The sequence below is a fragment of the Erwinia billingiae Eb661 genome, assembly GCF_000196615.1.
GTDB classification, from domain to species: domain Bacteria; phylum Pseudomonadota; class Gammaproteobacteria; order Enterobacterales; family Enterobacteriaceae; genus Erwinia; species Erwinia billingiae.
Genome location: NC_014306.1, coordinates 4,231,309 through 4,255,923, shown reverse-complemented (window position 1 = coordinate 4,255,923; position 24,615 = coordinate 4,231,309). Strand labels below are relative to the sequence as shown.

The 24,615-nt window shown below is 56.8% G+C and carries 20 protein-coding genes; 12 read left to right on the top strand and 8 right to left on the bottom strand.

The features are described 5' to 3' along the window. Positions 1–88: 88 nt before the first annotated feature. Positions 89–1,288 carry a cystathionine beta-lyase gene (gene metC / locus EBC_RS20835; RefSeq protein ID WP_013203840.1) on the bottom strand — a complete coding sequence of 400 codons (1,200 nt, stop codon included), beginning with the start codon at positions 1,286–1,288 and terminating at the stop codon, positions 89–91. A 249-nt stretch (positions 1,289–1,537) separates the two neighbouring features. On the opposite strand from metC, the gene exbB reads away from it, so the two are divergent. Further along, positions 1,538–2,269 (top strand): tol-pal system-associated acyl-CoA thioesterase, encoded by a 732-nt coding sequence (gene exbB, locus EBC_RS20830; RefSeq protein WP_041692126.1) that lies wholly within the window; start codon positions 1,538–1,540, stop codon positions 2,267–2,269. A gap of 5 nt (positions 2,270–2,274) precedes the next feature. After that, on the top strand, positions 2,275–2,697 hold the full coding sequence (exbD, locus tag EBC_RS20825) for a TonB system transport protein ExbD (RefSeq protein WP_013203838.1): 423 nt from the start codon (positions 2,275–2,277) through the stop codon (positions 2,695–2,697). Positions 2,698–2,747: 50 nt separating this feature from the next. Here the strand turns inward: exbD and tcuC are convergent, their stop codons facing one another. From tcuC to EBC_RS20795, 6 genes are all read right to left on the bottom strand, one after another. After that, positions 2,748–4,076, bottom strand: coding sequence for an MFS transporter (tcuC, locus tag EBC_RS20820; protein ID WP_013203837.1), 1,329 nt, complete (start codon positions 4,074–4,076; stop codon positions 2,748–2,750). Positions 4,077–4,258: 182 nt separating this feature from the next. Beyond that, complete coding sequence (locus EBC_RS20815) at positions 4,259–5,245, bottom strand: Csu type fimbrial protein (protein WP_013203836.1); 987 nt, start codon at positions 5,243–5,245, stop codon at positions 4,259–4,261. Beyond that, positions 5,242–7,665, bottom strand: coding sequence for a fimbria/pilus outer membrane usher protein (locus EBC_RS20810; protein WP_013203835.1), 2,424 nt, complete (start codon positions 7,663–7,665; stop codon positions 5,242–5,244). Before EBC_RS20810 ends, EBC_RS20815 begins: the two co-directional genes overlap by 4 nt. Before the next feature lie 3 nt (positions 7,666–7,668). Then, on the bottom strand, positions 7,669–8,388 hold the full coding sequence (locus EBC_RS20805) for a fimbrial biogenesis chaperone (protein WP_013203834.1): 720 nt from the start codon (positions 8,386–8,388) through the stop codon (positions 7,669–7,671). Positions 8,389–8,414: 26 nt separating this feature from the next. Then, positions 8,415–8,930 carry a Csu type fimbrial protein gene (locus tag EBC_RS20800; RefSeq protein ID WP_013203833.1) on the bottom strand — a complete coding sequence of 172 codons (516 nt, stop codon included), beginning with the start codon at positions 8,928–8,930 and terminating at the stop codon, positions 8,415–8,417. Between the two features lie 37 nt (positions 8,931–8,967). Further along, positions 8,968–9,534: a spore coat protein U domain-containing protein gene (locus EBC_RS20795; protein ID WP_013203832.1), complete on the bottom strand. Its 567-nt coding sequence runs from the start codon at positions 9,532–9,534 to the stop codon at positions 8,968–8,970. Positions 9,535–10,083: 549 nt separating this feature from the next. Between EBC_RS20795 and EBC_RS20790 the strand changes: the two genes are divergently transcribed. After that, a complete protein-coding gene (locus tag EBC_RS20790) occupies positions 10,084–12,216 on the top strand; it encodes a putative bifunctional diguanylate cyclase/phosphodiesterase (RefSeq protein ID WP_013203831.1) in 2,133 nt (710 codons plus the stop codon). Between the two features lie 57 nt (positions 12,217–12,273). Continuing rightward, positions 12,274–13,683, top strand: a complete 1,410-nt coding sequence (locus EBC_RS20785; protein ID WP_013203830.1) for an aminotransferase-like domain-containing protein — start codon at positions 12,274–12,276, stop codon at positions 13,681–13,683. A 75-nt stretch (positions 13,684–13,758) separates the two neighbouring features. Here EBC_RS20785 and EBC_RS20780 read toward each other — a convergent pair whose 3' ends face one another. Continuing rightward, entirely contained in the window at positions 13,759–14,241 is a 483-nt protein-coding gene (locus tag EBC_RS20780) for a YlaC family protein (protein ID WP_013203829.1), read from the bottom strand. Positions 14,242–14,542: 301 nt separating this feature from the next. On the opposite strand from EBC_RS20780, the gene EBC_RS20775 reads away from it, so the two are divergent. The 8 genes from EBC_RS20775 to EBC_RS20740 all read left to right on the top strand — a co-directional run bounded on the left by EBC_RS20775 (position 14,543) and on the right by EBC_RS20740 (position 24,602). Beyond that, positions 14,543–15,130, top strand: coding sequence for a cupin domain-containing protein (locus EBC_RS20775; protein WP_041692125.1), 588 nt, complete (start codon positions 14,543–14,545; stop codon positions 15,128–15,130). 192 nt (positions 15,131–15,322) lie between these two features. Continuing rightward, the gene (locus EBC_RS20770; RefSeq protein ID WP_013203827.1) at positions 15,323–16,759 is read left to right on the top strand and encodes a circularly permuted type 2 ATP-grasp protein; all 1,437 of its coding nucleotides are present in this window, start codon (positions 15,323–15,325) and stop codon (positions 16,757–16,759) included. Further along, entirely contained in the window at positions 16,753–17,682 is a 930-nt protein-coding gene (locus tag EBC_RS20765; RefSeq protein ID WP_013203826.1) for an alpha-E domain-containing protein, read from the top strand. Before EBC_RS20770 ends, EBC_RS20765 begins: the two co-directional genes overlap by 7 nt. After that, positions 17,679–18,479 carry a transglutaminase family protein gene (locus EBC_RS20760; protein WP_013203825.1) on the top strand — a complete coding sequence of 267 codons (801 nt, stop codon included), beginning with the start codon at positions 17,679–17,681 and terminating at the stop codon, positions 18,477–18,479. Before EBC_RS20765 ends, EBC_RS20760 begins: the two co-directional genes overlap by 4 nt. A 19-nt stretch (positions 18,480–18,498) precedes the next feature. After that, on the top strand, positions 18,499–19,209 hold the full coding sequence (locus EBC_RS20755) for a proteasome-type protease (protein WP_013203824.1): 711 nt from the start codon (positions 18,499–18,501) through the stop codon (positions 19,207–19,209). Positions 19,210–19,478: 269 nt separating this feature from the next. Continuing rightward, on the top strand, positions 19,479–19,913 hold the full coding sequence (locus EBC_RS20750; RefSeq protein WP_013203823.1) for a DcrB-related protein: 435 nt from the start codon (positions 19,479–19,481) through the stop codon (positions 19,911–19,913). Positions 19,914–19,927: 14 nt separating this feature from the next. After that, on the top strand, positions 19,928–24,208 hold the full coding sequence (locus EBC_RS20745) for an HNH/endonuclease VII fold putative polymorphic toxin (RefSeq protein ID WP_013203822.1): 4,281 nt from the start codon (positions 19,928–19,930) through the stop codon (positions 24,206–24,208). A 10-nt stretch (positions 24,209–24,218) separates the two neighbouring features. Next, the gene (locus EBC_RS20740) at positions 24,219–24,602 is read left to right on the top strand and encodes an Imm50 family immunity protein (protein ID WP_049789673.1); all 384 of its coding nucleotides are present in this window, start codon (positions 24,219–24,221) and stop codon (positions 24,600–24,602) included. Positions 24,603–24,615 lie beyond the last annotated feature (13 nt).

Genomic DNA, 24,615 nt, shown 5'->3' with positions numbered 1-24,615 from the left:
CGTTAAGCTGCCATTGTAGCGCTAATCCCCTCACCACACTTTGATCAAGGGCGCGGATGTCGCACCGTTAATCGTCCGTTTAGCTTTATCAGGCAGGACAGGCGGAAAGACGAGCAAATCCGGCAGCCAGGTCTTCAATCAGGTCGTCAACGTTCTCCAGGCCAATATGCAGGCGCACCAGCGTGCCAGTGAAATCCACGCCGCCGGCCGGCCGGATTTCCGCCAGCTCTTCCGGCTGATTAGCGAGGATCAGCGACTCGTAGCCGCCCCAGGAATAGGCCATGCTGAAGTGTTCGAAGCGATCGAGATACTCAGCCAGCTGCTTGTCGGTCAAACGCGCTTTCAGCACAAATGAGAACAGGCCGCTGCTGCCGGTAAAGTCGCGCTGCCAGAATTCATGTCCCTTACATTGTGGCAGAGCAGGGTGATTGACCACGGAAACTTCGGCCCGATCTGCCAGCCAGTGGGCGACCTTTATTGCGCTTTCTTCATGCTGACGCAGGCGCACGGCCAGCGTTCTTAATCCCCGGCTGGCCATATACGCGGTATCGGCATCGACCATCTGGCCCATCAGATAGGAGTTTTCACGCAGCTGTGCCCAGCAACGTTCATTGGCAACGGCGGTGCCGATCATCGCGTCGGAGTGACCAATCAGATACTTGGTGCCGGCCTGAATGGAAATATCGACGCCAAAATCCAGCGCGCGGAACAGAATGCCGGCGGCCCAGGTATTGTCGATCATGATCACCGCATCCGGCGCTTTGCTGCGCACGGCGGCGACAATCGCCGGGACATCCTGCACTTCCATGGTGATCGAGGCCGGAGATTCGAGGAACACCACTTTGGTATTTGGCTGCACCCGTTCGGCAATTTCCGCACCGATGCAGTGATCGAACCAGGTGGTGGAGACATTCATTTTGCTGAGGATTTTGGTGCAGAAGTCCTGCGTCGGCTCATAGACCGAGCCCGCCATAAGCACGTTATCACCGGCAGAAACAAAGGCCAGAATGGCGTTGGCAACCGCGGCCGCGCCGCAAGGATAGAGCGCACAGCCCGCGCCGCCTTCCAGTTCGGTCATCGCGTCCTGCAGGGAAAAGTGGGTCAGCGTGCCGCGACGGCCGTAAAATAACTCGCCATCGGCACGGCCGGCGGTACAGCGTTTTTTCTCAGCCACGCTATCAAACACCAGCGAGGAGGCCCGCTGGATCACGCTATTCACTGAGCCTTGGGTAAAACGTTTACTGCGTCCGGCGGCAATCAGCGCCGTTTCAATTTTTTTACTGGTCATCGGAATGCTCTGTTTGCGGATGTCTGGTCTGCCTTAACGTTAACACGGCAGGCGGCTGGGCGAAATTAAGCGTAGGGCACTGTGAGAAAGATTCAGCAAAAGTCGGCTGGATATGCGCTAAATCAGGAAAGTGTGTAAAAAATGTTACCCCAAAAGTAAATAGTAATGATAACCACTATCAATTCAGCACTGATTTGGTATGATCCGCACTGGTTTTTTTTACCCGTTGAATGACGTTGGAGACACAGCGTGACGAATGATTTGATGCAGACGGATCTTTCCGTCTGGGGCATGTACCAGCATGCGGACATCGTAGTAAAAGTGGTGATGATCGGCTTACTGCTGGCATCTGTCGTGACCTGGGCGATCTTCTTCAGTAAAAGTTTTGAACTCAGCGCCGCGAAACGCCGCCTGAAAAACGAACAGAACGCGCTGGCAGGTGCACGCTCTCTGCAGGAAGCCGCGCAGATCAGCGCCAGCTTTAAAGCGGGCAGCCTGACCACGCAGTTTCTGAAAGAAGCGGAAAACGAGCTGGAACTTTCCGCAGGCTCCGACGACGACAACGGCATCAAAGAGCGTACCTCTTTCCGCCTGGAGCGCCGCGTGGCGTTCTTTAGCCGTCACGCGGGCCGCGGCAACGGTTTCCTCGCCACCATCGGCGCCATCGCACCGTTCGTCGGTCTGTTTGGTACGGTGTGGGGCATCATGAACAGCTTTATCGGCATTGCCCAGACCCAGACCACTAACCTGGCGGTGGTTGCACCGGGGATTGCGGAAGCCCTGCTGGCCACCGCTATCGGCCTGGTTGCGGCCATCCCCGCCGTGGTGATCTACAACGTCTTTGCCCGCCTGATCGGCAACTACAAAGCGTCAATGGGCGATGTTGCCGCCCAGGTGATGCTGCTGCAAAGCCGCGATCTGGACCTGGCCGCCTGCGGCAGCGCACAGCGTGCGCCCGCTCAGAAACTGCGGGTAGGATAAGCACCATGGCAATGCGATTGAATGAAGATCTCGAAAGCAACGGCGAAATGCATGAAATCAACGTCACGCCGTTTATCGACGTGATGCTGGTGCTGCTGATTATCTTTATGGTCGCCGCGCCGCTGGCAACCGTTGACGTCCGCGTTAACCTTCCTGCTTCCACCAGTGCGCCGCAGCCGCGTCCTGAGAAGCCGGTTTACCTGTCAATCAAAGCCGACAAGCAGCTGTTCATTGGCAACAATGCGGTGACACCGGAAACGCTGTTGAATGCGCTGAACAGCCAGACCGAAGGCAATAAAGAGACCACCATTTTCTTCCAGGCAGATAAGTCTGTGGATTATGAAACGCTGATGGGCGTGATGGATAAACTGCGTCAGGCGGGATATCTGAAGATTGGTCTGATGGGAATGGAAACCGCCGGGAAGTAACCGACGGGCGTTAAAAAAAGGGCCGACATGCAGATGTCGGCCCTTTTTTATTACAGCTGCACCGCCGGGGCGCCGCTGTGTCGGGTCTGGTACTGACGGATCAGGCGCTTGATAATCATTGTCCCAATCAATCCGCACACGGCGGCAAAGGTCAGCCAGACGCCAGGCATCGCCTTATCGCCGGTGACGTGGATCAGGTAGCTGGAGATGGCCGGGGTGAAGCCGCCGAACAGGGCGGTTGCCAGGCTGTAAGCCAGTGAGAAGCCGGTCGCCCGCACTTCCGCCGGCATCACTTCTGCCAGATACACCACCATCGCACCGTTATAGCTGGCGTAGAGGAACGAGAGCCACAGTTCCGCTTCCAGCAGGTGGGAAAGGCTCGGGGAACCGACCAGCCAGTGCAGCACCGGCCACGCGGTGGCAATCATCAGCAGCGTAAAGAAAATCAGCAGCGGACGGCGGCCATAACGGTCAGACACGGTACCCATGATCGGCAGCCAAATCAGGTTAGACACGCCCACGCACAGGGTGACGAAGAAGCTCTGTTTATCGCTCATCATCAGCACGGTTTTGCCGAAGGTGGGGGTAAACGCGGTGATCATATAGAACATCACCGTGGTGGTGACCACCATCAGCATGCCCGCCAGCACCAGCGCCCAGTTGCTGGCGACCGAGCGAACGATTTGCTTCATTGACGGGTGCGTTTTACGCTGGCTGAACGCTTCGGTCTCTTCCAGCTTGCTCCGGATCCAGAACAGGAACGGCACAATCATACAGCCGATCACAAACGGGATACGCCAGCCCCATTCGGTGACCTGATCTTTTTCCAGCAGATGGTTCAGGCCCAGGCCTAACAGCGCCGCAAAAATCACCGCGATCTGCTGGCTACCCGACTGCCAGCTAACGAAGAAGCCCTTACGGTTCTTCGGCGCGATCTCGGCCAGATAAACCGAAACGCCGCCCAGCTCAACCCCGGCAGAGAAGCCCTGCAACAGGCGTCCTAACAGGATCAGGATCGGCGCGGCGGCACCCAGCGTGTTGTAACCCGGCACCACTGCAATGGTCAGCGTGCCGATGGCCATCAGGCCCAGCGTCATTAGCAGCCCTTTGCGGCGGCCATGATGGTCAATATACGACCCCAGCACGATGGCGCCCAATGGCCGCATCAGGAAACCTGCACCGAAGGTCATCAGCGTCAGCATCAGCGAGGCAAAGGGATCGTCACCCGGGAAAAAGGTTTTGGCGATAGCCGTGGCGTAATAACCAAACACCATGAAATCGAACATTTCCAGGAAATTTCCGCTGGTCACATTGAAGATGGTTCTGGCATTACCCTGAGGCTTGCGGGCGGGATTTGGGGGAGAAGTCACGGCAGTCATACAGCATCCTTTTGGGTTTTCTTCCGTTTTATCCTGCCAGCCGCGGATTTAATGTGATGACGGTCACCGTTAGCCGGGCGCTGTGCAGACTCTTCGTAACAAATTATTAACACATGCAGTACCAGCCATAATTCAGGCAGAAAAGCCGCCGCCAGAAGCCGCTGACGGCGGCGGTCATCGACTCAGAACGACAGGTCGATCACTACACTGTCGCTGTAACTGCCCGCCACCGGCGTGGCCTGAGTGGTCAAAACCCTGGCGGTATAGTTGAAGGTTCGCGTAAGGCCATCGGTGCTGAGGGCACTGGATGCGCTACTCGACACCCGGTCGGTACCGGTTGGCCCCCAGCGCGTGGTGGTGGCATTCTGATAAATCTCGTAGGCCAGCTGGTTGCTGCCGCTGGTCATATAGCGTTGGGTGCCCACCGCATGGCTGCCGTTGCTCATCCCCACCGTGTAGGTGCTGCCTTTGGTACAAATCACATTAATCGATTGAGAAATGGTATTGAAACTGCTGACCAGCGGCGCGCTGCCGAAGCTGATATCGGGTGCGGTAATGGTTGTACAGTCATTGGTGACAATCAGCGTGGTAGTAATGGGTATGGTGCCCGATCCCGTCTGTTGATTGCCCAGCAGACAGAGTCCCAACGCGCCAATGCCGGTACAAATGTTGTAGTTGACCAGGATATTCAGGTTGACGGTATAGGTGCCTGCGGCCACCGTTTGCCCCGGTACCGTGCGCAGGTAGAGCGGAATACTGAAGTTCTGCCCGCCGCCCAGACCAAGCAGGTTCAGCAGCTGCGCCTGGCTATAGTTGGTGGTGACGCCACCGACCGCGATTTCCGTGGCGCAGGCGGCGTCGGTGCAGGTGCGAAGCGGGATATTGTCGGTGCCGGTGCTGACGGTTTTTAACGTTGCCCGCGTGCCGCTGGTGTAGGTGGCGCTGGCGAGCTGCAGCCTTATATAGTCGGTAGAAAGCAGTGACAGCACGCTGCCCGAGCCGCAATTGACGTTGACGTTGGCCGTTATGTTGCTGGCAGTGGTATTGACCGCAAATGAACTGACGGTGCCAAAACTGGCGGTGGAAGAGGGTAACGTACAGGCGGCCCAGCCGGGGATCGCGCAGGCCAGCAGCAGCAGGAATAACAGGCCGGAAAGCAGCTTTTTCATGGTGACGTTCCTGGAGAGGGATCGGATGTGAGCGAGCAGGTTAGCGGCCCGTAAGTTTCAAGCGATTTCGGGCGGCCGCCCGCCACAGTGAGTGTTGACGCGCAGTGGCGACCATCCGGCGTTTCCGCGCGGAAAGCATTGTCAGTTTTCAGGTTTTCCATCCACACCAGACCATCCCAGCCAACGTATTCGGTTGCCTGACCTTCGCGGAGGATCTGCGTGGACACCGGCAGCGGCTGGCCGTTTTGATCGTGCAGGATCACGCTGGCGGCACGCAGCGGTTCAATCGGGAAGTGCAGCAGATAGCCACTGTCCCGCTTGACGGCAAAGCGCTGTTCCACGCTGGAGGTGGTCATATCCGCCGGCAGATCGAGCGTATCGATATCGTACTTCGCCGGATAATAGGAGCTGATGCCCGGCACCAGCAGATAGCCGTTGTCATTGGTTTTACCCATCAGTTGGTTTTCGTAGCGGACATTGATGTTCGGATAGTCGGTTTTCACCAGCACGAAGGCGTCGTTAACCTGATTGGCGGCAAACAGGCTGCCATCCATCAACACCACCGAGCCGGTTAAATCCGCCCATTCGGTGCTGTAGTCCTTGTCGCCATAGAAGCCGGCGGAGGTTTCGAGATTGGCGTTACGCCAGCTCAGGCTCGCCTGGCGGTAATCGCTGTCGCTGCTCTGATTGGCATACGAGGCATCCCAGGCAAAACCGCCTTCGGTCGGCATCGCGCGTGAGGCGGTGATGCGTTGTGACGATCCGCCTTGCTGATCGCGTTCCTGACTTACGCTGACCGTGCCCAGATCGCTGAACGGGATCACCAGTGAGATGGCACCGGACCATTCACCTTCCTGCTGGTCGCGGCTGGCCGAGACGTAGAGGCTGCTGTTGCCCCACAGGTTCTTACTCCACGACAGGTTCCACAGCTGGGTGCGGTCACCGGTGCCGCTGGTGATATCAATAAAGGCGGCGCCGACGCTGCCATACTGGTTCAGCGACAGGCTGGCACTGTACTGGGCGCTGCGGCGGCTGAGGGTGTATTCCGAGCCGCCGATGTTACCGTTACGATCGCCGTACAGGGCCAGATTGCCGAAGCCCGACGAGCGCACGATATGCTGCGTGCCGACGCTGAAGCGGCTGTTGTTGTACTGATAACCCCAGCTGTACTGCGTGCCGGTGTCGCCTTCCATCTGGCTTTGCGTCAGCGCTGCATTGACCACGCCCAGCGAGCCAACTCTCATCTGGCCGCCCGCGCCGCCCACCGCCAGCGCATCGGCACCTTCGGCGTGGCTTTCCAGCGTCAGCCAGTCGTTCAGGCCATAACGATACGAGCCGCTGACCGCACCGGCTCCGTAATCAAAATTCTTCAGACCGTAATTTTCACGCAGCGCACCGGCAGAAAATGAAAAGTCCGACAGGCCGGGTTTCAGCAGGTTACTCGACACATAAAACGGCAGGGTGGTGGTCACGCGCCGGCCCACCGCATCGGTGGTCACCACCACCGCGTTCCCCGCGCCGTTAACGAACGGCATATTGGTCAGTGACCACGGGCCAGGCTGGACGTTGTTACTGCTGTTTTTATAACCGTTCACAAACAGGTCAACGGTTGATGGCACCGCCGCCTGGCCGGAAAACGACGGCAGCGGATAGGTGACCAAATCCGGGCGCACGGAAAAGTCCCTGGCGATCTGGATACCGCCCAGCCTGACGCTGCTGGTCCACGCCAGCGAGTCGGTGATCAGATCGCCCACCCGCCAGCTGAGCGAGTGGTTCTCATCCTGATTACTCCACCAGGTGTCGTAGCGCAGGAAGCCCTCGTCCTGGCTGCCCGGCGTACCGGAAAGCTGTTCCTGATAAACGCCATTGGTAGAAAACTGCCCGCTTTCGCTGAACAGGCGGAATTCGTTCCAGGCAGAAATTCGGGTGCCGCTGGCCGAGGTGTGGCTGGTATACAGATCGTAATTGAACAGGGCGCCTGCGGTGGTGCGTCCCGGATAGCGCGGGCCGTTGGTCTCGGCGCTGGCGATGGTTTGCTTCGGCAGCCAGGCCGGCGGCACGGTCAGCAGGATGCGCTGACGCGGTCGATCGTATTCGGCTTTGACCTCGGGGAGCGTCGAGACATCGACAATCGAGGCGTTAATCTTCGAGGTGGGGATCCCGGCGCGCTGCAGATCGCCCGCGCGCAATAAATAGTGGTCATCCTTAAACTCAACCGGCACCACCTGACCGCTGTCCTGATCGTTCACCACCAGTCCCAGCATGTACTGATTGTTCTGCTGACCTGGCGCAGTTTGTTGCGGCGGCGGCGGCAGTGAGGAAAAGGTTTCCGCGCTGCCGGTTACAGGGAACAGGCAACTGATGATGCCGGTGACGGCCAGGGAGCAGCGTCCCAGTGACGCAACGCATCGCCTGCTCATGCGTTACTGTGAGGAACCGGTACTACGCCAGCTTTTGTTATTTTCCAGCTGCGCGCTCAGTTCCGAACTGTTGGAAGCCGGGAAATTCAACGGAAAGGTATTGCTGGATCCTGCCAGCACATAGCCAAACAGGCTGTTGGACAGAATGCGGCTGCCGAGCGAGACCTTGCTCAGTCTGGCGTGGCCAGAGCCGTTATTGGTGATCCTGATGGCGGAATGGCCATCCTGGCTGACCGTCTGCCAGCTGAGATCGGGCTTAGCCGAGTCGGAGGAAAGGCCTTTACCGTAGGTGAACAGCGGCACCGAGTAACGCATCTGGAAGTTCAGCCCGGCCTGGTCTTTACCCGGCGTTTGCGGGGTGGGGATCTCATCCAGCAATACCCGGTACGCGACCTCCTTGCCTGCCGGTGGCGGCGTCTGATTGATCAACCGCACCAGCTGTTTTTTCCCCGGTTCAATCCTCACCAGCGGCGGGCTGGCGACCACGGTTTGCTGCGTCTGATACTGTTCCTGGCCGTTAATCTGCTGCCAGGTAAACACCCTGACCTGCATTAAGGTGGTGGCTTCTCCCCGGTTCTCCAGCCACAGCTCGGTGGCTTTATCACCGCTGGGGATTTTAGGATCGATAGGCCAGATCAACACCGAGTTACCAGCCCAGGCTGGCGCCACCAGAGCACTGCCCATCAGGCTGATCAGCAGGCCAAAAAGTCGTAGCGTCTTCATTATTCAATCCTTCTGAAATCCCTGTTTTACCAACTCAGCGTCACGGTCAGCGTGTCGCTGTAAGTCCCTGCCCGGTTGACGCCACTCAGCTGCAGCAGGCCATAAATCGGCAGGGTAATGTTGTTTGCATTGCTGTAGGTCAGCGCCACGTTCTGATTCACCGGGATAGCACTTGCCGCACTGTGGCTGGCATTGGTATACAGCGAATAGGCCACCAGGTTGGTGTTATTTGCCACCTTCAGATTACGGCTGGAGCCGTAGTTGCTACCGCCATTAATGCTCATATTCAGCGTGGTGCCGGGCGTGCAGGCCAGCGTGATGGTGGTGCTTTGCACAAACGCGGCACTGACGCTGCGGCTGCCAACACCCGGTTGGGTGCCAAAATCCAGCGTGCCAAACACGCCTGGATTGGTTCCCGACACCACGCAGCCGTTGACCACCGAAGCCGTCACCTGAAAAGTTTGAGTGGGTAGCGACCAACTCTGATAACTGATTAACAGCAGCATCAGGCACAGCGGATAAAGCCTCCCGCCTTGTCGCATCACCCACTCCAGCACGTTGTTTTCCCTGTCTTCAGACTCAGTAATTGACGGCTACGTTGATGGTATCGGTGTAGGTGCCTGCCGGAATGGCCGCATTGAATCCACCGCCGGTGATACGACCGTAAATCGGGTAGTTGTCGCCGTTGACCGGATCGGTGGTGCCGGTATTAGTCAGGTTTGTGCTGTTAGCAATTGGCGTGGTGTAAGAGGTGGTGCCATACAGGGTGTAAGCAATTCCCTGTGTGGCGTCACTGCCGAGTACCAGATAGCGTGGCTGTGCCGTCACCGCACCGAACACGGTAGCGGGGGCCGCATTACTGCTGGTGAGCTGAACGTTGTAGGTTTGACCGGTGGTGCAACGGACAAAGATGCCGTTACCCAGCGAGCCGACTAAGGTGGCGTTCAGAGTATCGAAGGTGGCAGCGCTGCTACCAAAGTCTAAGGTACCGAAGTTAACGCCGGTGGTGGCGGACTGACCGTTAACCAGGCAGCCGGTGGTCAGGACCAGCCTTGCGTTAATGGTTCCCGTTGTGGTGGCGGCAAAGCCAGAAGAGGCCACGCCAAGGCTAAGGCCACAGCCCAGCAGAAAAAGCTTCATTTTCATAACCATTCCTTACTGATTAGACAGATGAACGTGCTTTTTCGCCTGATGTGAAATTAATATAAGTGACGCTAAATTCTGCAATAAAATTACTTGATCGCTGTCACAATAAACACCTGAGGGCTGTGCTTCAGGCGTTTGAATTAACAGCTTTGTCTTGTTTTTCTTTACTATAGATCAGCCTGGACCTTGTAGCGAAGCGAAACCTTAAAATAAAGCTTATCAATTTACCGGTAGAAATCATTTCTGCGCCAAACCCTTACCCGATCTGGGCTGTGAAAATAAACGGGACTTTTCCTATTTATAACTTCGCAAAAAAAAGTGCCTCTGCTATGTTCGTAGGATCGCTATTGGCAATTAATAAACGAGATAAATTATAGGGATATCTATCATTGCGCTGTGCTTATTTTATTCAGCTTCCGTTCTTTATTGTCACAGGCATAAAGTTGCCTGATCTTTAGCCGATACACTGATCTCAAAGGCAGTTTTTTTCAGCAATTTTGTTTAACTACCCGGCGCCCGTAAAACGGCATCAGCATCAGAGATTTCCCTATGCTTATGAGCTCCTACGACCAGCTTCTGGTCATCGTTTCCATCTTCGTGGCTTTTCTGGCTTCCTATACCGCACTGGATATGGCGGGCAGAGTGGCGACCACTACAGGCAGAACAGCGCAGGTCTGGCTGTTTGGCGGCGGCTTTGCGATGGGCGTCGGCATCTGGTCGATGCACTTTATCGGCATGCTGGCGATGAACATGGCAATGGTGATGAGTTACGATCCCACGCTGACCGTGGTGTCGATGCTGATTGCGGTGGCGGCCTCTATCTTCGCGCTGTGGATTGTTTGCTACGGCGAACTGCCGCTGCATCGCCTGATGGTAGGCGCGCTGGTGTTAGCCAGCGGCGTGGTGGCGATGCACTACACCGGCATGGCGGCCTTGATGTTCGAGCCGGGCATCATCTGGAACTGGAACTGGATCATGCTGTCGGTGGTGATTGCGCTGGCCGCGTCCACTGCGGCGCTGTGGCTGGCGTTTAAGCTGCGTCAGGGCGGCGGTCGACTGGCGCTGATGCGCGCGGGTGCGGCAACGGTAATGGGCTTTGCGATCGCCGGGATGCACTACACCGGCATGGCGGCCGCCAGCTTCCCGATGCACAGCCACGCCACTGAAATGGGCGTTAACAGCAACTGGCTGGCGGTGCTGGTGGTGGTGGTGACGCTCTCCATTCTGGGGATCACCCTGGTGGTGTCGACGCTGGATGCCCGCCTGCAGGCGCGAACCTCGGTGCTGGCGTCTTCGCTGGCCGATGCCAACCGCGAGCTGGCTCAGCTGGCGCTACACGATAACCTGACCCGCTTACCTAACCGTATTCTGCTGGAAGATCGTCTGGACCAGGCGATGAATAAAGCGGTGCGGGAAAACACCTCTTTTGCGCTGATGTTTATGGATCTTGATGGCTTTAAGGCGGTTAATGATGCCTTCGGCCACCATATCGGTGACAACCTGCTGGTTGCCGTCACCGACCGAATGAACCATCTGCTGAAGGGCCACCACACGCTGGCCCGTCTGGGCGGCGATGAGTTTGTGCTGCTGGTGGAGATCAACGATCCCAATGATGCGGCCACCACGGCCGATATGCTGGTCAAAGCCATCGATCAGCCGTTTGAAATTTCCCGTTATGAACTGATGGTGTCGCTGAGCATCGGCATTGCCGTGTTCCCTGGCGATGGCAATGACGAGCGCGAGCTGATGTTCAATGCCGATGCCGCCATGTATCACACCAAAAATAACGGCCGTAACGGCTACACCTTCTTCCAGCCATCGATGAACATGATTGCGCAGAGCCAACTGCAGCTGATTAACGATTTGTGGCTGGCGCAGGAGCGTGAAGAACTCCGTCTGTTCTATCAGCCGAAGTTCTGTGCTCCGCAGGGACCGATCCTCGGATTTGAAGCGTTAATCCGCTGGCAGCACCCGGAGCGCGGCCTGATGTCCCCGGACGTATTCCTGCCGCTGGCGGAAAAAACCGGGCTGATTGTCAGTATCGGCAACTGGGTGATCAACGAAGCCTGTCGCCAGCTGCGTATCTGGCATTTGCAGGGCAATCCGCACTGGTCGGTGGCCGTCAACCTGTCCGCGTTGCAGTTTGAACAGCCAGGCCTGGTGGAAACCGTGCTCACCGCGCTGAAGGTTCATCATATTCCGGCCGAGCTGCTGACGCTGGAAGTGACGGAAACCACCGCGATGCGCGATCCGGATGAAAGTATCCGCATCCTGACGCAGCTGACCGATCTGGGCGTCAAAGCCTCGATTGATGACTTTGGTACCGGCTACTCCAGCCTGCTGTACCTGAAGCGTTTACCGGCCAGCGAGCTGAAAATTGACCGTGCCTTCGTCAATGAGTTACAGGCGCAGAGCGAGGATGCCACCATCGTCACCGCCATTGTGGCGCTGGCGCAGACCCTGAACCTGAAAGTGGTGGCTGAAGGGGTGGAAACCGAAGAACAGCAGGCGTTTCTTACCAGCCTCGGCTGTAACTCCCTACAGGGCTATTTATTAGGCCGACCAATCCCTGCGGATCAGGTGGCCGGGCTGAAGCATTACGTCGGTGACACTGAAGTGGACGTGTTGCCAACCCTGAAAAAAGAGTTGATTGGCATCACGCCGCTAACGGACATTGTTTAATCCGTCAGCGGCGACCTATAATAGTTGCCAAATTCCTAGTTCGGGCATGTAACAGTTTTGGCTAAATACCAGCAGCTCATCGACCAACTCCAGCAGCAGATTTCGTCGGAAGTCTGGCTGCCGGGAGAAAAACTGCCCTCGCTGCGAGAGCAGGTCGCGTTAAGCGGCATGAGCCTGATGACGGTGATGCACGCCTATCAGGTGCTGGAGAGCCAGGGGTGGATCCAGTCCCGCCCGCAGTCCGGCTACTACGTTGCCCCGCGCGCGGACTTCCTCAGCCAGCCTGCCAGCCACCAGAAGGTGCAGCTGGCGGAGTCTGTCGATATCAATGCCTTTATCTTTGATGTGCTGCAAGCCTGCCGCGACCCGCGCATTCTGCCGTTTGGCTCTGCCTTCCCCGATCCTGAACTGTTCCCGCAGCGGCAGCTGATGCGCTCGCTGGCCTCGGTTTCCCACACCATGAAGCCTGCCGACGCGTTGAATAACCTGCCGCCGGGCAATGAAGCCTTACGCAAAACCCTGGCGCAGCGTTACGCCTTGCAGGGCATTCAGGTCTCCCCGGATGAAATCGTTATTACCAACGGTGCGATGGAAGCGCTGAACCTGAGTATGCAGGCGGTCACCGAACCCGGCGACTGGGTAGCGATCGAAAACCCGTGTTTTTACGGCGCGCTGCAGGTGATTGAACGGCTGAAGCTGAAGGCCGTGGCGATCGCCACCGATCCACAGCATGGGATGGATTTAGACGAGCTGGAAAGGGCGCTGGAGCGCTGGCCGATCAAGGCCTGCTGGATGATGACCAACCAGCAGAATCCGGTGGGCCATACGCTGACCAAAGCGAAAAAGCAGCGGCTGGTGGAGATCCTCTCTGCCCATAAGGTGACGCTGATTGAGGATGACGTTTACAACGAACTCTATTTTGGTCATGAAAAGCCGCTGCCCGCTAAAGCCTTTGAGCTGGAACAAAGCGTGCTGCACTGCTCGTCCTTCTCCAAGAATCTGGTGGCCGGCTTTCGCGTCGGCTGGGTGGTTGCCGGTCAGCATGCGCAGCGCATCCAGCGCTTACAGCTGATGAGCACGCTGTCGACCAGCACGCCGATGCAGCTGGCGCTGGCCAACTACCTGTTGACCCGCAGCTATGACAGCCATCTGCGCAAACTGCGGATGTTGCTGGAGCAGCGCAAGAATCAGGCGCGACAGTCGCTGAAGCGTCATCTGCCGGTAGAGGCGAGGATCAACGATTCCCAGGGCGGCTATTTCTTGTGGGTGGAGTTGCCGCGCCAGGTGAACACCACCGAACTTTATTACCGCGCGCTGAACAACAACATCAGTATTGCACCCGGAAAAATGTTCTCGTCAGGCGAACAATACGCGAATTATTTCCGCTTTAACGCGTCATGGGCGTGGGGCGATGCGCAGGAGGCGGCGGTAGCGATTCTCGGGGGACTGATTGCGGAAATGCTGTAAAGGCAGGGCGGACGGACGTCGGGGCAGGAGCTGATGGATGCGATTAATGGGCCAGTTTGCCTGGCCCCATTGCCATCAGATAGTTGAGGCGCGCTGCTGGCCCCAGGTCAGATGATATACGTCGTAGAAATCGACTTCGCCTTTCAGCGACAGCAGCTTTTCAATGCCCTGTTTCACCTTGTCAGAAACCTGGCTGCTGGAGAGGATTTCCTGAATCGCCTGGTCGGACAGGGTACGAATGTAGTACCACTCGCCGTTATAGCAAACGCGCAGATCCAGCGTATCGATATCTTCAAAACGGTAGCGCGGATTCACATCCAGCATCATCAAGCCGCTCATCAACAGCACAAAAAACGTCGCGCCCCAGAACGCCGGCCAGCCGAGGAATTCGGTGGTGAAACACAGCGCTACGGTCAATGCGTAACAGACATACATTGATATCCATAAGCCGGGATGGTTTTTCAGGAAGGTCATGCTCAGGCGTGGCCGGTTATCGCGCTGTTCCTGTTGATTCAGCGTGTCGATCTCGCGTTGCAGTATCTGTTTTACGTCGTGCATTTTTCTCACCTCATTCGTGACTGTTCACAGTAAAACACACTGCGTAAAGTCAGGGCAGACACAGTTTTCATTAATATGGCTATAACAGTTTGCCTACCGTGGTAAACGCCATTGCATCGCGCCTTTTTGAGCCCGATTTCCGTTTCTTTCTCTTGAAGGATCTGCCGCTGCGCTGATTTGAGTTAAGTTCCCGTAAATTAATAAGTTATGTGATCTGCGCCGTCGCGCAAACATTGCATCTTGTGGATTATTTGCCACAATTAATTAACAACTAATCAAGTCCAGAAACAGGAGACGCCGTATGTTGCCGCAATCTGGGAGCCTACTCACCATGATGTCCTTCGCTGCCGGTACTTTCTCTGCCGGCGCGTCATCCAATCCGCAATATATGACGTTCCAGCCCGCCAGCGGCGTACCGAACAATCCGCTGCCGTTGATCATCTATCCGCAGGTCGCACCGGATGATGAAGAAGACATTGCCCGCTTTTTCGAAGATCTGTTTGCCCGCCACCAGTGGCTGCCGCGCTGGCGCTATCCGGTTTTCCCTTACACCCATTACCATCCCAACACCCATGAACTGTTGGGGATTGCTGCCGGTTGGGCGCAAATTCTGTTTGGCGGTGAAACCGGCCGGGCGGTCACCGTCTATGCCGGCGACGCGGTGCTGATCCCGGCGGGCGTTGGCCATCAACAGCTGGCCGCCAGCGATGACTTCTTTGCGGTCGGCGCTTACCCGCGCGGGATGCAGCCAGATACCCGCCGTGATGAGCTGAATCTTCTGAACCAGTCTATAGTAGAAATTAAGCGGGTTCCGATGCCGCAGCATGACCCGATCACCGGCGGTGAAGGGGCCGTCACCGAAATCTGGCACCCGCTGGAACAAAACTGATCGCCGCTGATTAAACGCACCGTTATGGTGCGTTTCCTTTACGACCTCCTTTCCAGGGATACTTCCCGGCGCACCGGCCAAGCCAGGCGTTGATGGTGCCCTCGCACGGCATCAGGCTCCGCTCTGTCACCCTGGGTACTGGCACGCTTTGTGCAGATAAGTAACGGGTTCACCGACAGTGGAAGGGAAATCATGAATCAAGGCTATGAATTAGCATCAACCTTTTATGATGAAATGCTGCTGGGCAGCGGTCAGCACCGCCAGCACTATCGCGACTACTGGCACTGGCTGCAAAAAGCCGACCACGAGGCGATCGCCCGCAAGCGGGAAGAGGCCGAACTTTTGTTTCACCGCGTCGGCATTACCTTCAATGTTTATGGTCAGGATGGCGGCGCTGAGCGCTTGATCCCGTTCGACAGCGTGCCGCGCATTATTCCGGCCAGTGAATGGGCGATGCTGGACAAAGGCATCCGCCAGCGCGTTCAGGCGCTGAATGCCTTCCTCCATGATATCTACCACGAGCAGCACATCCTGAAAGCCGGCATCATCCCGGCGGAGCAGGTGTTGGTTAACGACCAGTATCAACCCTGCATGCAGGGGCTGAATCTGCATCGCGATATCTACGCCCATATCTGCGGCGTCGATATGGTGCGTAACAGCGACGGTGAATACTACGTGCTGGAAGACAATCTGCGCACGCCGTCCGGCGTCTCCTACATGCTGGAAAACCGCAAAATGATGATGCGGCTCTACCCGGAACTCTTCGCCCAACAGCGGATTGCGCCGGTCGAACGCTATCCGTCGCATCTGCTGCAAACCCTGCGCGAAAGCTCGCCGGTGAACGATCCGGTGGTGGTAGTGCTGACGCCCGGTCGTTTCAACAGTGCCTACTTTGAGCACAGTTTCCTTGCCCAGCAGATGGGCGTGGAGCTGGTCGAAAGTGCCGACCTGTTTGTGAAGGACGGGGCAGTGATGATGCGCACCACGGCGGGCCCGTGCAAAATCGACGTGATTTATCGCCGCGTGGATGATGCCTACCTCGATCCGCTGGCTTTCCGCGCCGACTCCATGCTCGGCGTGCCGGGGCTGCTGTCGGTCTATCGCGCCGGCAATGTGGTGCTGGCGAATGCCATCGGCACCGGCGTGGCGGACGACAAATCTATCTATCCGTATGTGCCGGATATGATTAAGTTTTATCTCTCCGAAGATCCGATCCTCAATAACGTGCCGACCTGGCAGTGCCGTCGCCCGGACGAGCTCTCGTGGGTGCTGGCTAACCTGCCAAAGCTGGTGGTGAAAGAGGTGCATGGCGCGGGCGGCTACGGCATGTTGATTGGTCCGGTGGCCACTCAGAAACAGCTGGAAGAGTTCCGTTCGCTGCTGATTGCCCGGCCACAAAACTACATTGCACAGAACACCCTGGCGCTCTCGACCTGCCCGACGTTTGTCGAGCAGGGCCTGGCACCCCGGCATATCGACCTGCGGCCGTTTGCCCTCAGCGGTGCCGAAATCCGGCTGGTGCCGGGCGGGTTAACGCGGGTGGCGCTGACCGAAGGTTCGCTGGTGGTGAACTCATCGCAGGGCGGTGGGACTAAGGATACCTGGGTGCTGGAGGATGACCAATGCTGAGTCGCACAGCCAGTGGATTGTACTGGATGGCGCGCTATTTAGAGCGTGCTGAAAACATTGCCCGCGTGCTGGACGTGACCAACCGTTTGTCGCTGATGCCGGTGCGCAGCAGCCACGACGATGAGCTGCACGTACCGCTTAACCTGACCAGCACCAGCGAGCTGTTCTGGACGCTGAATGACAAGCTGGCGATGCCGCAGCTGTTCAATTTCTTTGTGCTCGATGAACGCAATCCGGGCAGTATTTTTTGCTGCTGGGAATCGGCATGGAACAACGCGCACGCGGTGCGCGGCAGCCTCTCTTCCGAAGTGTGGGAAAGCATCAACTCCAGCTGGATTGAGATGCGCAAGCTGCGGCGCAAAGGCGTCAGCAGCATCGGCGCGGATGCCTTTTTCGACTGGGTAAAAGAGCGTTCGCACCTGTTTCGTGGCGCGATGTTTGGCACGCTGATGCGCGGCGATGCGATGAGCTTTATCCGGCTCGGCACGCTGCTGGAGCGGGCGGACTGCACCGCCAGATTGCTGGACGTGACCCACTATCTGACCGAGCAGGATGACGACTCGGTGCGCGAATATTACCGGCTGGACACCCTGCTGCGCTCGGTATCGGCGCGCGAGGCTTACCACACCATCTACAAACAGGAGCTGGCCAGTGCCAGCGTCAATGAGATGCTGATCCTGCGGGAAGAGAGCCCGCGATCCTTACGATCCTGCATTGATGAAATTTCCAACCAGCTAAACTTGATCGGTGGCAGCGGTGAAAATCGCCCGCGTCTGCTGGTGACGGTGCTGGATGCAGAGCTGCGCTTCACCTCGTACGACTCGCTGATAAAAGAGGGGATCCACAGCTGGCTGCAGGATTTCCTTGGCGACCTTGGCAACATTGCCGTGAGCATTCAACAGACTTACCTGGAGGCTAAATGAAACTGGATATCGCCCATAAGACCCTTTTCAGTTATCAGAGTCTGGTGAAGCAAAGCACCCAGTATCTGCGCCTAACGCCGCAGAATTCGGTCCATCAGAACATTATTTCCTGGGAATTGATCCTGCCCGAGCAGGCGATCTGTACTACCGATACCTACGGCAACGTGCTGCACGTGCTGACGCTGGATACGCCGCACCAGTCGATTGAGATTGAAGCGCGCGGCATGGTGGAAATCCTCGATGATGGCGACATGGCGCCGGATCCGGACAGCTGTCTGTCGCCGTTAGTGTTCCTGCGCGTGACGCCGTTAACTCAGCCTGATGCGGCAATCCGCGACTTTGCCCTGCGCTATTTCCGTCCGGAAGCGCCAATGGCCAGCCTGGACCGGTTGATGGACGAGTTATTACTGAAAATGCCTTATCAGCCGGGTAGCACGATTGTTACTGATAACGCCGCGAAAGTATTTGCCGCGGGCACCGGGGTTTGCCAGGATCACAGCCACGTGTTTCTGGCCTGCTGTCGCAGCCTGCATATCCCCGCTCGCTATGTAAGCGGATACCTTTATACTGACACCGTTGAACATGTGGCTACGCACGCCTGGGTTGAGGCCTGGGTGGACGGCAGCTGGCACAGCTTTGATATCACCAATAATACCCGCAGCACGCGCCAGCATCTCAAGCTGGCGGTGGGCGTAGATTATATGGATGCCTGCCCGGTACGGGGCATGAGGCTGGGCGGCGGGAGCGAAGACATGTTAGCGGTGGCTGCGGTGCAACTGGTGAATTCGCAGCAGTAATTAATGACTCGGGCAAACTATGACTTACTGTGTGGCAATGCGTTTATCGTCAGGGATGATTTTTGTTTCGGACTCCCGAACCAATGCGGGGGTCGATCATATTTCGTCCTTCCGTAAGCTTCATGTTTTCCAACAGGACGATGAGCGCACGCTGGTCCTGCAAAGTGCCGGCAACCTGGCCACCACGCAAAGTGCCCTCAGCCTGTTAAGGCGCGGGTGCGAAGACGCGAAAAAGCCCAACCTGATGAGCTGTAGCAACATGTACGATGTGGCGCTGCTGGTGGGCGATACGCTGCGTGAAGTCATCAAACGGGACGGAGAAGAGTTTGGCGGCACGCTGATGTTGGGCGGCCAGATCAAAGGCGAAGAGCCGCGGCTGTTCCAGATCTACCCGCAGGGCAATTTCATCGAGTCGAGCACCGACACGCCGTATTTCCAGATTGGTGAAAGCAAGTACGGCAAACCGATTATCGACCGCGTGCTGCGCTTTGATACGCCGCTGGACCAGGCGATGCAGTGCGCGCTGATCTCGATGGACTCTACGCTGGCCAGTAATATCTCGGTCGGACTGCCGCTGGACGTGATGATTTATCCCACCGACAGTTACAGCATCGCGCAACAGTATCACCTGACCGAAAAGCATCCCTACTACTCACAAATCCGCCAGCTGTGGAGCGCCGGTCTGCTCAGCGTCTTCGCTCAGTTGCCGCCTTTAGAGCTGGATGAATAGCCTCGCCTGATCTCGATTTTAAGTCTGCTTTTAGTTGGCCGGGTTTATCTCAAACCGGCCAACTAATGACGCCGGTTTTACGGCAACAGATAACCCGCTTGGATAATATCCTTAATAAATCCGTTAATAATTCCACACCGGCAAGATGCTTAATATTTTTCCTAACCTGTTGTAAGTAATGGACTACGGCGATTTTTTCTTGGTCTGCGTCTGGCATCGTGAGATGATAGTTTGCATCAATTATCTTTAAGCATCAGGGATTGGGCATCATGTCTTCCACCTCTCCGCAGTGCATTTTCACCGAAGGTCAGCTTGACCTGCCGCCAGGTTATGAAGATCGCACCCTCAACGTTTTCAAACCCCTCGATCCTGCAGGCGCAGTCATTACTATTGCCCGCGATGCGCTGAATGAAGGCGAAATGCTGGGGGCATATATAGACCGTCAGCTGCAGCAACTGAATCAAGTCCTGAAGGGCTGGAAGCTGGAAAGCCGTCAACCGGCGACGCTGGGGCAACCTGCGTTGCCGGGCGAGAGCATCCACGCCAGCTATCTGCGGGAAGGTAAACGCATCGCTCAGCAGCAAGCCGTTTTCGCGGTTGACGACAGATTGGTACTGGTTATCACTCAAAGCAAAACCGCCGTGCTGGATAACGGCGATATGGCGACCTTCAGCTCTCTACTGGAAAGCTACGTCGCCCGTTAATAAGGACATTTCACATGCTTGAAGCTGCGCGTGTTGGCGATGATATCGGCCATTCCCATGCTCTTGCCGGGATGATTGCCGGAACAGTCGTGGGCGGACTGCTGTGCGCGATGGGGGGCATCGCCGCCGGAGCATTGATGGTGGCAGGGCTGGCTTCTTCCTATCTCGGTGTCGGTCTGCTGTTAGTCGGCGCCAGTCTGGCAGTGGGCTATGCGACGGGAGAACTGGCAACCGCTGCCCGCGATGGCATTGCCGCAGCCGGCGCAGCTGGCATGTCCGCGAACGGCAAGATCCTGACGGGGTCACATAACGTCTTTATCAACGGCAAGCCCGCGGCAATCGCCACCCTCAGCCAGGCAGGCTGTGCCAATGACGGCCCTTCGATGCAGGTGGCACAGGGCTCTGCCAGCGTCTTTATCAATGGTTTTCCTGCTGCGCGTATCGGTGACGCCACCAATTGTGATGCCAAAGTGTTGACGGGGTCGTCCAACGTGTTTATTGGCGGGGCCCGCCAGACCACCCTACCCATCACGCCGGAAGTGGCCGACTGGATGTATAAAGCCTCGGATCTGACGCTGCTGTTCACCGGCCTGGTGGGTGGCTGGGGCGGTGCAGCTGGTAAGGTTGGCGCGTTGAGTAAACTGCTCGCTAAACTTCCCGGCATCAATAAACTCGCCCGCATTACCTGTCGCGCGGGGGCACTGATGACCGGCGCGGCGGCGGCAGGCATTATTGCCCGCCCGGTGGATCTTATCAGCGGTCAAAAATTCCTCGACGGCGATGATGAGCTGGATTTCACGCTTCCCTCCCGTCTGCCCGTGCTTTGGCAGCGCTACTGGCGAAGCGGCAATCCTGCAGAGAGTGTGCTGGGTCGCGGCTGGAGCCTGTTCTGGGAAACCCGTCTGGCACGCTATCAGGATGGGCTGGTCTGGCGCGCGCCGTCCGGCGACTACGTCTCTTTCCCCGACGTCCCCAAAGGCCGTAAAACCTGGTGCGATAGCGAGAAGTGCTGGCTGGAGCACCATAGCGATGACAGCTGGTCGGTGTTTGATGTCAGCGGCGAGCGTCTGCATTACGGCAGTCTGGACGAGGCGATGCCCGGCCTGTTAACCGCCATGGCTGACCTTACCGGCAATACCATCACCTTCCATTATCAGCATGATGGTCTGCTGCATGAACTGATCGACAGTGCCGGGCAGCGGGTCATCTGCCGTTACGACCCTGCGCGAAAGCGGCTGCTGGAAGCCCGACTTGATGATGCAGTCACGCTGGTTAGCTACGAATATGATGATGAAGGTCAGCTGGTCAGGGTTAAAAACCGGGGCGGTAGCGTGGTGCGACGCTTCAGCTGGCACGACGGGCTGATGAGCAGCCATGAAGATGCTAACGGCCTGCTGAACGAATACCTGTGGCGCGAAATTGCGGGGTTGCCGCGCGTGGTGGCTTACCGCAACAGCGCGGGAGAAAGGCTGGACTTCAGTTACGATTTTGAAAACGGCACCCGCCGGGCAGTGCGTGAAGACGGCTGCACCGCTCACTGGGTTTGTGAGGATGATGACAGCGTGGCCGCGTTTACCGATTGGGACGGCCGCCGTTACAGCTTTATCTATCAGAAGGGGGAGCTGTGTTGCGTCCTGTTGCCGGGCGGCGCACAGCGCAGCTGTCAGTGGGACCGCCATGGCCGTCTGCTCAGTGAGAAAGATGAACTGGGTCGCAGGACGGAATATCGCTGGTCACGGCTGTCGACCAATCTTGTTGAAATCGCCTGGCCCGACGGCGTCCGCGAGCGCAGTGATTTTGACCCGGCAGGTCGGTTGATCGCTGAGACCGATGCCGCAGGCAACATCACCCGCTGGCATTATCCGGACGCTGAAGAGAGCCTGCCGGACAGGATAACCGACGCCAGCGGCGGCGAAGTCAGTCTGCAGTGGAACCATCAGGGACTGCTGACGCAGCGTACTGACTGTTCTGGCAGCATCACGCGCTGGCAGTACGATTCCTTTGGCCAGCCCAAAGCCATGATCGATGCGCAGGGCAATATCACCCGCTGGCACTGGCTTGCCGTCGGGCAGCTTAGCGAAGTGGAACACCCGGACGGCACGACGGAACGCTTTAGCTGGAACGAACGCAATCAGCTGGCGGCGTGGCATGATCCGCTGGAGAGCCTCACTCGCTGGCAGTACAACGCCCTGGGCCAGCCGCTGAGCCAGACCGACCGCCTGAACCGCACGCGGCGCTGGCATTATGACGTGCGCGGACGGTTAACCGAGCTGGATAACGGCAACGGAGGACGCTATCGTTTTGAGCACGATCCGACGGGACGCCTGACGCGCGAAGTTCGCCCGGATGAGACCTCCCGTCAGTTTGACTATGACGAGGCTGGCTACCTTGCCACCGTGGCGGAGACCGCGCGGGAAGCGGCTGATGGCGGCATTGCCCGCCGCAGCCAGATGTTCCGACACGATGCCGCCGGACAGCTCCTCTGGCGCGCTAACATCAGTGCTGAATGGGATTACTGCTATGACCTGCGCGGCAGGTTGACAAGGCTGCAGCGCACGCCAACAGAGTCAGGACGAGCGCTGGGCATTGAAGAAGACAGCCTGCAGTTCAGCTATAACGCGCTGGGGCAGCTGGAAGAAGAGTCCGGGGTGAACGGCACGCTGCGTTATACCCGGGATGCGCAGGGCAATCTGACCCATCTGGCCCTGCCTGGCGATGATGAACTCCGCTGGCTGCATTACGGTTCCGGCCACGTCAGCGCGATCGGTTTCAACCGCCAGACGGTCAGCGAATTCACCCGCGACAGCCTGCACCGCGAGGTATCACGCACCCAGGGAACCCGCCTGCAGACGCGAAGCTACGACGCGCTCGGCCGCCGCACGCAACAGCAAAGCCAGCTGAGCGGTGAATTTGTTTCACCACAGAGTACGCTGCTGGCCCGCGCTTTCCGCTATACCGCAAGGGGCGAACTGGCCGGCGTCAGCGACACGCTAAGAGGCGATATCCATTACGGCTACGATGCTGAAGGCCGGCTGCTGAGCCATGCAGAATCGCGCAGTCGCCGGGCCGCCAACGAACTGCGTTATGACAATGCCGACAACCTGCTGGCAGAGGGCAATGGCCCGCTTCCCGATAACTGGGGAGGCTGGAATGATGATCCAGTTTACGGCCAGCGTCAGAGCCACGGTAGCCAGGACACGGACGCCATTGCGGATAACCGCCTCAGCGTCTGGCGAAACCTGTTTTACAAATACGATGGCTGGGGCAACCTGATCAGCCGCCGCAACGGCGCGGACGAACAGCACTACCGTTACGATGCAGATAACCGCCTGATTAAGGCCAGCGGCACCGGCCCGGAAGGCCGGTTTGAGGCCCACTATCATTACGATGCGCTGGGTCGCCGTACCTGCAAAGCGGTTCGCCTCCATGACAAAACCGTTGCCACGCGCTTCCTGTGGCAGGGTTACCGTCTGCTGCAGGAACAAAAGCAGAATGGCGCACGGCAGACTTACCTTTATGATCCGAACGATATCTGGAGCCCGCTGGCGAGACTGGATCAGCCTGTCGCCGGAACAGCAGCAGACATCTTCTGGTTTAACACCGATCTGAACGGCGCGCCGCTGGAGGTAACGGACGAAGAAGGACATCTGCGCTGGGCTGGCCATTACGGCACGTTTGGGGAGGTCAAATACCAGACCACCCGCAGTTTCGACGTCCGTCAGGATCGCTCCCTTACTGAGCAACCCCTGCGTTACGCAGGGCAGTACGCTGACAAAGAAACCGGGCTGCACTATAATTTATTCCGCTATTACGATCCCGGTGTAGGACGGTTTACTGTTCAGGATCCGATAGGGCTGGCGGGTGGTGATAACCTGTATGCGTATGCGCCTAATCCTTTGAGTTGGATCGATCCGTTGGGACTTACTAAATGTAATTCTCAATTCAATTCTAGGAAAGAAGCCTTCAGAGCAGCGAAAAGAGATGCAGGAATACCAATGACTCAACAACCAGATAGGATATTTAATCCTAAAACTGGTTTTCATGGAGATCATAGGAATGTACGAATGACTGACTCAAATAATAATCCTATTTCAGATAAGAGTGGAAATCAGATCTGGACTAGGGAATATCAATTTACAAAAACTGATGGAAATAAAATTATTATTCAGGATCATTCTGCGGGACATAGCTATCCAGGAGGGATCGGAAACCAAGGCCGTCATTTGAACGTAAGGCCTATTGAAAACATTCGAACAGGATTTGTTTCAGGTACGTTTGATCATTATGAATTTTGAGGGGGTTAATGTGTATTGGAATGATCTTGATGGTAGTTATATGATTAATAATGTTTTTTCTAAGCCTGTAGAAATTAATGAAATCGATGTTTTTGACGTAAAAATAGATCGTGAAGGTGCTGCTGTAATAATATCTTTCGACTTAATTGATGAATTGCCAGACAATCCTCCAGTTAAATGGGTCAAAGGTTATAATAGATGTCGATGTGGTATAAATTGCGGTGGCGTTAGCACAATCAAGTTAGATGGGATGTCTACTAACATGCAGGCTAAAATTAAAATAGAGAAAAATGATGGGTATAGCGAGGTTTTAATTAATGGGCCTAGTATTTTTTTGCACCTAAAGTGTATTCATATTCAGTTTATGGGGCCGTCAGTATATATTAGTAATTAAAGTTAAAGCCGGA